The sequence below is a fragment of the Klebsiella sp. I138 genome (genome assembly GCF_051131765.1).
GTDB lineage: Bacteria > Pseudomonadota > Gammaproteobacteria > Enterobacterales > Enterobacteriaceae > Klebsiella.
Genome location: NZ_CP180447.1, coordinates 5,231,926 through 5,244,886, shown reverse-complemented (window position 1 = coordinate 5,244,886; position 12,961 = coordinate 5,231,926). Strand labels below are relative to the sequence as shown.

The 12,961-nt window shown below is 54.7% G+C and carries 11 protein-coding genes; 5 read left to right on the top strand and 6 right to left on the bottom strand.

Annotated features, from left to right (window positions below; all coding sequences use genetic code 11):
• Positions 1–14 precede the first annotated feature (14 nt).
• From ACMYSK_RS24560 to syd, 6 genes are all read right to left on the bottom strand, one after another.
• Entirely contained in the window at positions 15–1,370 is a 1,356-nt protein-coding gene (locus ACMYSK_RS24560) for an enolase C-terminal domain-like protein (RefSeq protein ID WP_434644340.1), read from the bottom strand.
• A gap of 2 nt (positions 1,371–1,372) precedes the next feature.
• On the bottom strand, positions 1,373–2,725 hold the full coding sequence (gudP, locus tag ACMYSK_RS24555; RefSeq protein WP_434639061.1) for a galactarate/glucarate/glycerate transporter GudP: 1,353 nt from the start codon (positions 2,723–2,725) through the stop codon (positions 1,373–1,375).
• 505 nt (positions 2,726–3,230) lie between these two features.
• Positions 3,231–3,674 (bottom strand): flavodoxin, encoded by a 444-nt coding sequence (locus tag ACMYSK_RS24550; protein ID WP_434639060.1) that lies wholly within the window; start codon positions 3,672–3,674, stop codon positions 3,231–3,233.
• A 2-nt stretch (positions 3,675–3,676) separates the two neighbouring features.
• A complete protein-coding gene (truC, locus tag ACMYSK_RS24545) occupies positions 3,677–4,471 on the bottom strand; it encodes a tRNA pseudouridine(65) synthase TruC (RefSeq protein ID WP_434639059.1) in 795 nt (264 codons plus the stop codon).
• Entirely contained in the window at positions 4,471–4,800 is a 330-nt protein-coding gene (locus ACMYSK_RS24540; protein WP_434639058.1) for a YqcC family protein, read from the bottom strand. The genes truC and ACMYSK_RS24540 overlap by 1 nt, the downstream gene beginning before the upstream one ends.
• A 765-nt stretch (positions 4,801–5,565) precedes the next feature.
• Positions 5,566–6,111 carry a SecY-interacting protein gene (gene syd / locus ACMYSK_RS24535; protein WP_434639057.1) on the bottom strand — a complete coding sequence of 182 codons (546 nt, stop codon included), beginning with the start codon at positions 6,109–6,111 and terminating at the stop codon, positions 5,566–5,568.
• Positions 6,112–6,287: 176 nt separating this feature from the next.
• Here syd and queF point away from each other — a divergent pair, with 176 nt between their 5' ends.
• The 5 genes from queF to ACMYSK_RS24510 all read left to right on the top strand — a co-directional run bounded on the left by queF (position 6,288) and on the right by ACMYSK_RS24510 (position 12,941).
• Positions 6,288–7,133, top strand: a complete 846-nt coding sequence (gene queF / locus ACMYSK_RS24530; protein ID WP_434639055.1) for an NADPH-dependent 7-cyano-7-deazaguanine reductase QueF — start codon at positions 6,288–6,290, stop codon at positions 7,131–7,133.
• Positions 7,134–7,245: 112 nt separating this feature from the next.
• Positions 7,246–8,613, top strand: coding sequence for a nucleotide 5'-monophosphate nucleosidase PpnN (gene ppnN / locus ACMYSK_RS24525; protein WP_434639054.1), 1,368 nt, complete (start codon positions 7,246–7,248; stop codon positions 8,611–8,613).
• A gap of 527 nt (positions 8,614–9,140) precedes the next feature.
• Complete coding sequence (locus ACMYSK_RS24520) at positions 9,141–10,427, top strand: HAAAP family serine/threonine permease (protein WP_434639052.1); 1,287 nt, start codon at positions 9,141–9,143, stop codon at positions 10,425–10,427.
• 53 nt (positions 10,428–10,480) lie between these two features.
• A complete protein-coding gene (locus tag ACMYSK_RS24515; protein ID WP_434639051.1) occupies positions 10,481–11,848 on the top strand; it encodes an L-serine ammonia-lyase in 1,368 nt (455 codons plus the stop codon).
• A 151-nt stretch (positions 11,849–11,999) separates the two neighbouring features.
• Positions 12,000–12,941, top strand: coding sequence for an aliphatic sulfonate ABC transporter substrate-binding protein (locus tag ACMYSK_RS24510; RefSeq protein WP_434639050.1), 942 nt, complete (start codon positions 12,000–12,002; stop codon positions 12,939–12,941).
• Positions 12,942–12,961: the final 20 nt, after the last annotated feature.

The window sequence follows — 12,961 nt, the reverse complement described above, 5'->3', positions numbered from 1 at the left end:
GTTAAATCCTTTTCTTATTGAGTGACGACAGCGTGGCGGCCAAACACGGGACGCTTGCGGTCAAATTTCCAGCCGGGGATCAGATACTGCATCGGTCCCGCGTCATTGCGCGCGCCTCCGGGCAGCGTCTTATAGGCTTCATGGGCTTTTTGCACCTGCTCCCAGTCCAGTTCAATGCCGAGGCCTGGCGCATCCGGTACGGCAATCTTGCCGTTTTCTATCCGCAGCGGATTTTTCGTCAGACGACAGTCGCCTTCCTGCCAGATCCAGTGGGTATCTATCGCGGTTGGGTTGCCCGGGGCAGCGGCGCCCACGTGGGTAAACATCGCCAGCGAAATATCAAAGTGGTTATTCGAATGACAGCCCCATGTCAGCCCCCAGTCATCGCACAGCTGCGCCACCCGCACCGCTCCGGACAACGTCCAGAAGTGTGGATCCGCCAGCGGAATATCCACCGCATTGAGCATCACCGCGTGCCCCATTTCACGCCAGTTGGTGGCAATCATATTGGTCGCCACCGGCAGCCCGGTTGCACGACGGAATTCCGCCATCACTTCACGCCCGGAAAAGCCCTGCTCGGCACCGCACGGGTCTTCTGCATAGGTCAACACATCCTGCAGCCCCCGGCAGAGCTCAATGGCTTCATCCAGCAGCCAGGCGCCGTTTGGGTCGACGGTAATACGCGCGTCCGGGAAGCGTTTTTTTAGCGCGCGTGCGGTTTCAATTTCCTGCTCGCCCGGCAAAACGCCGCCCTTGAGTTTGAAATCTTTAAAACCATAGCGATCTTGCGCGGCCTCAGCGAGCCGCACCACCGCAGCGCTGTTCATCGCCTCCTGATGGCGCAGGTGGTACCACTCATGGCTTCCTGGGGTACTTGCCAGATAAGGGAGATCCGTTTTATTTCGATCGCCGATATAGAAGAGATAGCCCAGGACAGTGACCGCATCGCGCTGTTTGCCCGGCCCCAACAGTTCGCAAACCGGCACATTAAGCGCTTTACCTAGCAGGTCAAGCAGCGCGGCCTCCAGCGCCGCGACCGCGTTGACGCGCAATTCAAAGGTCCAGGCCCCCTTCCCAAAAGTGTCAAAATCTGCCGCCTGGTTGCCTTTATGTACCTGCTGAACCACTTTATTCAGACGCGCGACCTCCTGCCCCAGCACCTGAGGAATGGCCTCCACCAGCGTCTGATAAATAACCTCGCCGCCAGGCGCCTCGCCGATGCCGGTATTCCCCGCATTGTCGGTCAGCACCACGATATTACGGGTAAACCAGGCGTTGTGCGCCCCGCCGATGTTCAACAGCATGCTGTCGTGGCCGGCTACCGGAATGACTTTCATATCGGTGATCACCGGACTGGATTGAGTGTTCATCATTAGCGCCCCGCGACTGGTTTAAGTTCAATTCGTTTGATATCACCCACCAGCACCAGATAGCTCAGTACCGCCACCAGCGCATGCACCCCGACGTAAATCAGCGCGCCGTTGAATGAGCCTGTCGTTCCGACGATGTAACCAATTGCAATCGGCGTCACGATGCCGGAGATGTTGCCGAACATATTGAACAAGCCGCCCGACAGGCCGCTAATCTCTTTCGGCGCCGTATCTGCCATAACCGCCCAGCCCAGTGCGCCAATCCCTTTACCGAAGAAGGCCAGCGCCATAAAGCCGATAATCATCCACTCCACGTTAACGTAGTTACAGAACACCATCACCATCGACATCAACATGCCTACAACGATTGGTGTTTTACGGGCGATATTGAGCGAGCCGGTGCGACGCATTAACCAGTCAGAGATAATCCCGCCCAGTACGCCGCCGGCAAACCCGCAGATTGCAGGTACCGATGCGACAAACCCGGCTTTCAGAATCGACATGCCGCGCGCCTGCACCAGATAGACCGGGAACCAGGTAATAAAGAAGTAGGTCAATGCGTTGATGCAGTACTGACCGATATAGATACCGACCATCATGCGGGAACCGATGAGCTGTTTGATCTGGCCCCACTTTTCACTGAACGGCACCTTTGGGGCGTTTTTCTTCTGATCCATATTGATCAGCGCGCCGCCTTCGGCAATATACTCCAGCTCTTTCTTGTTGACGCCTGGATGTTGATTCGGCTCATGGATGACTTTCAGCCACACAAAGCTGATAACAATCCCCAGTCCCCCCATAAAGAAGAAGACATGTGACCAGCCAACTTCATGAGTTAGCCAGCCCATGATTGGCGCGAAAATAACGGTGGCAAAATATTGTGCAGAGTTGAAAATCGCCACCGCAGTGCCCCTTTCCTGCGCGGGGAACCAGGCCGCCACGATTCGACTGTTGCCGGGGAAAGAGGGCGCTTCCGCCAGCCCGACCAAAAATCGCAGGGTAAACAGAGCGATAATAATGCCGAAGCCGCTGAAGATATCGACGAACCCCTGCAACAGGGTAAACATCGACCAAATGAAGATAGACCAGAAATAGACCCGTTTTGAACCGAAGCGGTCCAGCAACCATCCGCCGGGGATCTGACCAATAACGTAGGCCCATGAGAACGCAGAGAAAACGTAACCCATGCCCACCGCGTCCAGGCCGATATCTTTGGCCATTTCCGAACCAGCGATCGACAGCGTTGCCCGGTCACCGTAGTTAAAAGATGTGACGATAAACAGCATCACCACTATCCAGTAGCGGGCATTGGTGCGTTTTTCCGCGCCGCTAGCCGCCTGACTTAATGTACTCATTGTTGCACTCCTGAATCATAGCCGGTAGCTACGTTCATTCTGAATGGCACAACCTGTAGGGTAGTCAGAATGACGTGTTTGTGTTTTTCATTGTTTTCGTTCTATCTGGCGTGCTGCATTTTTAACTGGCAGGGAAAGTATAAAAAGAGGGCCTGGCGGGCTCACCGTGCATACACACAGCTTTAGCGGAGATTTAGAAATAGATTTGTGGCTTATGCCTGACTGGATGGGGGGTAGTTCACGGAAATGAAAAGCAGGCACGATGAACAACGGAAACGGCGAAACAAACAGCAGGAGTGTGAAATGCCTCTCTTGACCCGGTGGAAACTGCCGGAAAAAACCGCACTCACGAAAAGGTTGTCGTGCAAATGCCCGATGCCCGGGACAGACAAAATAGTTAACATCTCATCGACCGTTTTTCTGGCGCTGGCATCAATAAGTGACGCCCTCTATGTAGGGAGAGGGCGCAACTTTTATCCGCTAATAAATCCGTTTAGGTATCCGGTTATTCGAGCAGGCTCGCCCACTGTTCAACCCACGGATTGGACACGCCTTCGGGCTCAGGGTCTTCACTGGCATCAATCATCAGCATATCGCCGATACGCCTGGCCCCCTGCTCCTGCAGCAGCGCATCGAACGTCTTACCACCGCCGCAAAAGTTAGCGTAGGTGCTATCGCCAAGCGCGATGATCCCGTAGCGCAGGTGCGGCTGATACATATCTTTCATCCCTTCATACAGCGGGACGATGCTATCCGGCAGATCGCCCTGCCCGGTGGTGGAGGTCACCACCAGTACATATTTGCCGCTATACGGTTCCCAGTCCTGAATCTCCGGGTCTTCGAACACCTTCGCTTTATGTCCCAGCCCGCTCAGAATGGCTTCTGCCTCTTCGGCTACCAGCAGCGCGTTTCCGTACATCGTGCCTACAAAAATACCGATATCTGCCATGATTATCTCCCTGAATTACCCTCATTCTCTTCATCCTGACCGCTGTCGTCAGCAAACTCAACCCTTTCATTTAGCGGCAGAAGACCGCGCCAGCCAAACTGCGACAGCGCCCGCATCCAGACGTCGTCAAGGCCCGCACGGATCACCAGCGGCTCACCGGTAAAGGGATGCGTTAACGATAGCTGGCTGGCGTGAAGCATCAAGCGGTCAACGGAAAAATGCTCTGCGGCGCTGCGGTTTTGCCGGAGATCGCCGTGTTTACTGTCGCCGATAATCGGATGACGCAAATGAGAAAGATGACGACGCAACTGGTGTTTACGCCCGGTTTTAGGCTCCAGCTCAACCAGGCTGTAGCGCGTCGTCGGGTAACGGCCGGTGGCGACCGGCATTTCTACCGTCGCCATCCCGCGATAATGGGTTACTGCCGGCTGGGGTTCTTTATTGTCCCGGGCAAATTTATCGGCGATTTTATCCAGTTCTTCCACCAGCGGGTAATCCAGCACCGCTTCATCAGTGAGCCAGCCGCGAACCATCGCGTGGTAGCGCTTTTGCATCTGATGCTGCTCAAACTGCTGCGACAGACGCCTTCCTGCTTCGCTCGACAGTCCCATCAGCAGCACGCCGGAGGTCGGACGGTCGAGGCGATGAGCGGTAAACACATGCTGGCCAATCTGGTCGCGCACGGTTTGCATCACCACCACTTTTTCATCGCGATCCAGCCAGCTGCGATGTACCAGCCAGCCGGAGGGTTTGTTGACCGCCACCAGCCATTCGTCCTGATAGATAATCTCCAGCATCAGGCGTCATCACCGGCAAAAAGCGTATCCAGCAGCATCAGCTCCGCCAGCAGTCGCTCGCGCAGCGGATGTGTGGCATCCAGGGCCATCTCATAATACGGGGCGACGGCGAAATTCTGCGGCAAAGGCTGCTCGCCATCGAGGAGGTGGTGCATACGAGGGATCAGGACCCACTGCAGCCACTCCAGCGGTTCGAGCGTGTCCATACAGAAAGGCTGATCGCTGGCAAACGCACGGCTTTCCGGCGCATTGTCCTGCCAGTGTTCTGTTTCGCGCAACAGCGCTTCAAGGGCGTGCAACCGCTCGCGCACGCTAAGGTGAAGAGTCATGGGAAACCTCGATGTGTTGTAAACCGGACGCAGGATAGCAAATACAGCAGCGAAAACTACTGTAAATCATATGGGCTGGGGAAGACTGGCCGTGGACTGGCGAGAGCCAGGGTCCTGCCATCGGTCGACGGCGTCGGCTTCCATTCACGGCTAGCCCGATGCACTTTGTTCAGGGCCAGAAAACTGGCATAAAAAAGGGAGCACTGTATAAACAGTGCTCCCGGTTCGTTTCGCAGCAATCCAGCTACATTGGTGCTCCCTGCTCGTCCGTGAAAACTTTTCCTGAGGTCTCCTGACCATGTTCATCCGTAAACTTGTGCATCCTGCTTCCACACCACCCCGATGCGAAATCACTTGTCCTTAAGCCTGTCCCGATCTTCCTGATCCACCGTTCATCATGAGCGGCTCACGTTCTCCATCCTGGAGGTGTCCTTTACGCGTTCCTGCGTTATCCTGTGCTTCATCCTGAAGCCTATCCTTGCTACGCCTTCCCGGCGGGTCCTGCATGAAGAGTCATCATCCTGATGTTCACTTCATTTCGCGACTCCCTGTCGACACACATAGGATCACTGATTCCGCTTCGTCTTACAAGCCTTCTTAAGAGAATCTCTTAAGATTAGCACCCACCTAAAAAGGCAAAGCAAAGAATAACTAACTGAATTATATTGATTTACCAGAAAGAAAGCCGCGAAAAAATGGCCTAAATGATGACGATCTCTTACAGGTCTTGTAAGAGATCTCTCACAAACGGGTGAGTAAAATGGATTACAGAACCGGATCAAGCTGGTCAAGGAAGTTCGACAGAGAAGGAGAAAGGGTCGTCCGTTTGCGCGTGCCGAGCGTCTCTTTAAGCACTTCACCGCTCAGGTTGCAAACTGAAATCACTCCCAGCTCGCTTTCAAGCGTAGCAATAAAAAGCGTTGGCGGCAGCTTCAGCCGTTTTTGTACCACCAGGTGGCCGATCAGATTCTCCTGCACGCGCTGGAAATCATCCGGACTCCAGGTTTGCAGCAGCGTCATGGTTTCACCGGCAAAGCGCGCGGGCATATCGCCAGCAAACTGAGTGGTATAATAACTATGAATCGGCTGTTGTACCACAATATCAAGCGCCCGTTCAACCGCGCTGATATTTTGTTCCGCTGTAAAAGGCTGCGGCTGCCAGAAAACGGCATCGCCGTGCGTCGCGCTGATGCAGGGTGACGGTACGCCATAAAGCTCTTCGCTACGCGGCAGGCTCGCGCACTGCTGCTGCCAGGCATCGCAATAACGTTGGGTAAATGCCCGCAGCGCTTCTGCAGTCTGATAGTCCACCGGTTTCTCTCCTTACGTGAGTCAGGATATACTCTGTTTATTGCGCGTTGCAGAAAGGCGGCAAGCCCGACTGGCCATTCCGCGATGGCTGACGCAAACGTAGCCTTCTTATCTGTTATCTGAACACAACGCGTCCGTACTGGGTTGCTAGTGTACCCGCTTTACTATGGTGAAACATGTCTTCTTACGATAATCATCAGGCGCTGGCCGGCCTGACGCTCGGTAAATCAACGGATTACCGCGATACTTACGACGCCTCTCTGCTACAAGGCGTACCTCGCAGCCTGAACCGCGATCCGCTGGGCCTGCATGCGGACAATTTACCTTTCCACGGCGGCGATATCTGGACGCTGTACGAACTCTCCTGGCTCAATGCAAAAGGTCTGCCGCAGGTCGCCGTGGGTCACGTTGAGCTGAACGACACGACCGTGAACCTGGTAGAGTCAAAGAGCTTTAAGCTCTATCTCAACAGCTTTAACCAGACCCGTTTTGCCAGCTGGCAGGATGTTCAGGCGACGCTGACGCGCGATCTGTGCGCCTGCGCGCAGGGTGAGGTCACGGTTGCGCTCTATCGCCTCGACGAACTCGAGGGCCAGCCGGTGGCACATTTTCACGGCTCCTGCATTGACGATCAGGATATCGAGATTGATAACTATGCGTTCAGCGCGGACTATCTGCAGGACGCCGCAGGCGGCAAGATAGTCGAGGAGACGCTGGTCAGCCATCTGTTGAAATCCAACTGTCTGATCACCCACCAGCCCGACTGGGGCTCGGTGCAAATTCAGTACCGCGGGCCAAAAATCGATCGCGAAAAGCTGCTGCGCTACCTGGTATCTTTCCGCCACCATAATGAATTCCACGAGCAGTGTGTTGAACGCATTTTTAATGACCTCCTGCATTTCTGTCAGCCCGAGTCACTTTCGGTCTACGCCCGCTATACCCGTCGCGGCGGTCTGGACATTAACCCATGGCGTAGCAACACAGAATTTGTGCCGGCCATCGGCCGCCTGGCACGTCAGTAGCAGATATTTTTCTCACTTTGCGTGCGTTCACGCGTACGCAAGGTTGTGGAAACGTCACGGGCAAGGCTATTGTAATCACAGGAAGACGATAATCGTCCTGTAAGGAGTTCACTTGATTACACATGTTAGCCCGCTTGGTTCAATGGATATGCTGTCACAGCTGGAAGTGGATATGCTTAAACGCACCGCCAGCAGTGACCTCTATCAACTCTTTCGTAACTGCTCGCTTGCTGTACTCAACTCGGGGAGCCTGACCGATAACAGCAAGGAGCTGCTGTCTCGTTTTGAAAATTTCGATATTAACGTGCTGCGTCGCGAACGCGGCGTGAAGCTGGAACTGATCAACCCGCCGGAAGAAGCCTTCGTCGACGGGCGTATTATCCGTTCCCTGCAGGCCAACCTGTTTGCCGTACTGCGCGATATCCTGTTCGTTTACGGGCAGATTCACAACACCGTGCGTTTCCCGAATCTCGATCTCGAAAGCTCGGTACATATTACCAATCTGGTCTTTTCGATTCTGCGTAACGCCCGCGCCCTGCACGTCGGTGAAGCGCCGAACATGATTGTTTGCTGGGGCGGCCACTCGATTAACGAAAACGAATATCTGTACGCCCGTCGCGTCGGGACCCAGTTGGGCCTGCGTGAGCTGAATATCTGCACCGGCTGTGGCCCGGGCGCGATGGAAGCACCGATGAAAGGCGCCGCGGTCGGTCACGCTCAGCAGCGTTACAAAGACAGCCGCTTTATCGGGATGACCGAACCGTCAATTATTGCCGCCGAGCCGCCTAACCCACTGGTTAACGAGCTGCTCATTATGCCGGATATCGAAAAACGCCTTGAGGCGTTCGTGCGCATCGCCCACGGCATTATTATCTTCCCGGGCGGCGTCGGCACCGCTGAAGAGCTGCTTTATCTGCTGGGTATTCTAATGCACCCGGCTAACAAATCGCAGGTGCTGCCGCTGATCCTCACCGGCCCGAAAGAGAGCGCCGACTATTTCCGCGTGCTGGATGAGTTTATCGTCCACACCCTGGGCGAATCGGCGCGTCGTCACTATCGCATTATTATCGACGACGCCAGCGAAGTGGCGCGCCAGATGAAAAAAGCGATGCCTCTGGTCAAAGAGAGCCGCCGGGAAACCGACGATGCCTACAGCTTTAACTGGTCAATTCGTATTACCCCGGATCTACAAATGCCGTTCGATCCGACGCATGAAAACATGGCCAATCTTAAACTCTACCCGGATCAACCGGTGGAAGTACTGGCTGCTGATCTGCGCCGCGCGTTCTCCGGTATCGTAGCCGGTAACGTCAAAGAAGTGGGCATCCAGGCAATCGAAAAATTCGGCCCCTACAAGCTGCACGGCGATCCGCAAATGATGCGCCGCATGGACGACCTGCTGCAGGGCTTTGTCGCGCAGCATCGCATGAAGCTGCCGGGCGGTACCGCTTATATTCCTTGCTACGAAATCTGTTCCTGATAGTGAGTTAACCTGCCATTCCGGGCTACGCCGCACTGCGACATAGCCCGTTCTTCACGACCCTACTTCCCGCTGAGTCTCTCCAGTCTGCTTTCCCAATGATTCATTTATTTTAAGAATGATTCGCGAATTTTTTACAAAAGCCAATCGTTTGCGTTTCCATAAGTAGCGATAAATAACGCTGAAAAAAGGGTATTTAAGCGCAAAAACATCGTCTGTATCTCATTTTTACAGCAAAAACATCGTTATTAAGCCCACCTTCTTTTATCTCATATCCTGTAAATGTTAGCCTTCGCGCCACAAATATCTGGCTGATCACCATAAACAGACTGTTGAACTAAAAACACGCACATAGAAAGTGGATTATTGCAATTGGGATCGCGATCACTGATGCATTTACCAGATAAATGTATCTTTCCGCCCCACTTGTTGCGGAGAAAATCATTAAAAAACCGTAATAAAACGAATTTCATATTACTTAATTGATTTTAATCATTATATTTGGTCGCTTCCTCCAGGAGATACAGATGGAAACCACTCAAACCAGCACTATCGTTTCGGGCGAAACCCGTAGCGGATGGCGCAAAACAGATACCATGTGGATGCTGGGACTGTACGGTACGGCAATCGGTGCAGGCGTGTTGTTCCTGCCGATTAATGCCGGCGTCGGCGGTATGATCCCCCTGATCATTATGGCAATTCTTGCTTTCCCAATGACCTTTTTCGCCCACCGTGGAATGACCCGTTTTGTCCTTTCCGGGAAAAATCCGGGTGAAGACATCACGGAAGTGGTTGAAGAGCACTTCGGTATTGGCGCAGGCAAACTGATTACCCTGCTCTACTTCTTCGCCATCTACCCGATTCTGTTGGTATATAGCGTGGCTATCACCAATACCGTTGAGAGCTTTATGACCCACCAGCTGCAGATGACTGCGCCGCCGCGGGCAATCCTCTCCCTGATCCTGATTGTGGGCATGATGACCATCGTTCGTTTCGGCGAGCAGATGATTGTTAAAGCGATGAGTATCCTGGTGTTCCCGTTCGTTATCGCCCTGATGATTCTGGCACTGTATCTGATTCCTCAGTGGAACGGCGCGGCGCTGGAAACCCTCTCCCTGAGCAGCGCAACGACCGGCAAAGGCCTGTGGATGACCCTCTGGCTGGCGATTCCGGTCATGGTGTTCTCCTTTAACCACTCACCGATTATCTCTTCCTTCGCCGTGGCGAAGCGCGAAGAGTACGGTCAGGGCGCAGAGAAGAAGTGCTCCAGCATCCTAGCTCGCGCTCATATCATGATGGTGCTGACCGTAATGTTCTTCGTCTTCAGCTGCGTACTGAGCCTGTCCCCGACAGACCTGGCGGCGGCGAAAGATCAGAACATCTCGATTCTGTCTTACCTGGCGAACCACTTTAACGCACCGCTCATTGCCTGGATGGCACCGATCATTGCCATGATTGCCATCACCAAATCCTTCCTTGGCCACTATCTGGGCGCACGTGAAGGCTTTAACGGCATGGTGATTAAATCCCTGCGCGGTAAAGGCAAAAGCATCGAAATCAATAAACTGAACAAAATCACTGCGCTGTTCATGCTGGTGACCACCTGGATTGTGGCCACGCTGAACCCAAGCATTCTCGGCATGATCGAAACGCTCGGCGGCCCGATTATCGCGATGATTCTGTTCCTGATGCCGATGTACGCTATCCAGAAAGTCCCGGCCATGCGCAAATACAGCGGCCACGTCAGCAACGTCTTCGTTGTGATTATGGGCCTGATTGCTATCTCCGCGATTTTCTACTCTCTGTTCAGCTAATCTCCCCCGCGCCGCCAGCAGGCGGCGCGCTTCCCGACAGTACTGGATGCAACATGATCAGCGTATTCGATATTTTTAAAATCGGCATTGGCCCTTCCAGCTCCCATACCGTTGGACCAATGAAAGCGGGCAAGCAATTCACGGACGATCTTATCGCGCGCGGGCTGCTTGCTGACGTCACTAAAGTCGTTGTCGACGTTTACGGCTCCCTTTCCCTCACTGGTAAAGGCCACCATACCGACATCGCCATTATTATGGGCCTTGCGGGCAACCTGCCTGACAGCGTTGATATCGACGCTATCCCGGCGTTCATTCAGGACGTCAACACCCACGGGCGCCTGATGCTGGCAAACGGCCAGCAGGAAGTTGAGTTCCCGGTCGACCAGTGCATGAATTTCCATGCCGACAACCTGTCGCTGCATGAAAACGGCATGCGTATTACCGCCCTCGGTGGCGACAAGGTGCTCTACACCCAGACGTACTACTCCATCGGCGGCGGATTCATTGTCGATGAAGAACATTTCGGCCAGACCAATGAAGCGCCAGCGGTAGTGCCTTATCCGTATAAAAACGCGGCGGATCTGCAAAGACACTGCCGTGAAAGCGGCCTCTCGCTTTCCGGTCTGATGATGCAAAACGAGCTGGCCTTGCACAGCAAAGCCGAGCTGGAACAGCACTTCAACGCCGTCTGGGAAGTCATGAGCAGCGGCATTGAGCGCGGCATCACTACCGAAGGCGTGCTGCCAGGCAAGCTGCGCGTCCCGCGCCGTGCGGCCGCGCTGCGTCGGATGCTGGTCAGCCAGGACAATACCAACAGCGATCCGATGGCGGTGGTTGACTGGATCAATATGTTTGCTCTGGCGGTTAACGAAGAGAATGCCGCCGGTGGACGCGTGGTTACCGCGCCAACCAACGGCGCCTGCGGCATCGTGCCGGCGGTGCTGGCCTATTACGACAAGTTTATCCGTAAGGTGAATGCCAATTCGCTGGCGCGCTACCTGCTGGTCACCAGCGCTATCGGCTCGCTCTATAAGATGAACGCCTCGATTTCCGGTGCCGAAGTCGGCTGCCAGGGCGAGGTCGGCGTAGCCTGCTCAATGGCGGCAGCCGGTCTGACAGAGCTGCTGGGCGGAAGCCCAGGCCAGGTGTGCATCGCGGCAGAAATCGGCATGGAACACAACCTGGGTCTAACCTGCGATCCGGTTGCCGGCCAGGTACAGGTTCCCTGCATCGAACGTAACGCCATCGCTGCCGTCAAGGCGGTCAACGCTGCACGTATGGCGCTGCGCCGCACCAGCGAGCCGCGTGTCTGTCTCGATAAGGTTATCGAAACCATGTACGAAACGGGCAAAGATATGAACGCCAAGTACCGCGAAACCTCGCGCGGCGGCCTGGCGATGAAAATCGTCGCCTGCGACTAACGATATCAACCCGGCAGCCTGTTCTGCCGGGTCTTTCCTGCATGGCCTCTCAGCAAAAAATCATTTCTGTTATATAAATTAAAATTTAGTTATTTATTGGTTATAAGGACAGTTTGTTACCTTACGGCAAACCGCCAAAGGAGAACTCATCATGTCCAAAAGATTCCATCTGGCCGCACTGCCGCTGCTGCTTGGTCTGTCCGCCTCCGCGCTGGCTCAGGCGCCAGAAACCGTAAACATTGGTTACCAGAAGGCCAATATCTTCGCCCTGCTGAAGTACCGTGGCACCCTTGATGAAACGTTTAAAAAACAGGGGATCGCCGTGCGCTGGGTGGAATTTCCGGCCGGCCCGCAGATGCTGGAGGGGCTGAACGTCGGCAGTATCGACCTGGCGGCCACCGGCGACGCACCACCGGCCTTTGCCCAGGCGGCGCAGGCGGATCTGGTCTACCTCGCGCACTCACCGGCAAACCCGAAAACTGAAGCGATCGTGGTGCCGGAAAACTCGACGATTCACAACGTCGCCGACCTGAAAGGCAAGCGCGTAGGGTTGAATAAAGGCTCTGACGTCAACTACCTGCTGGTTACCGCATTGGAAAATGCCGGGCTGAGCTATAAAGATATCACCCCGGTTTATCTGCCTCCGGCCGATGCCCGAGCCGCTTTCCAGCGCGGGGCGATTGATGCCTGGGTTATCTGGGATCCGTACCTCGCCGAAGTTGAAACAAACGCCAAAGCCCGGCAGATTCGCAATGCCGAAGGGCTGGTGCCGCACTACACCTTCTATCTGGCGAGCCGCAAGTTCGCAGAAAATCACCCGGATACCGCGAAACAAGTCGTGGATGAGTTAGGTAAATTAAGCGAATGGGCCAACGTCCATCAGGACGACGCCGCCGGAATTCTCGCGACTTCAACCGGGTTGGACAAAGCTATCTGGCTGAAGGCGCTTACCCGTCTGCCCTACGGTGCTGAACGCATGACGCCTGCGGTGTATAACGAGCAGCAGGCGCTGGCGGATACCTTTACCCGTATCGGCCTGCTGCCGGTCAAAGTGGATGTCCGCAGCGCCACCTGGTCACAGGACAAACGCTGATCTCACGGCGGCGGGTGCCC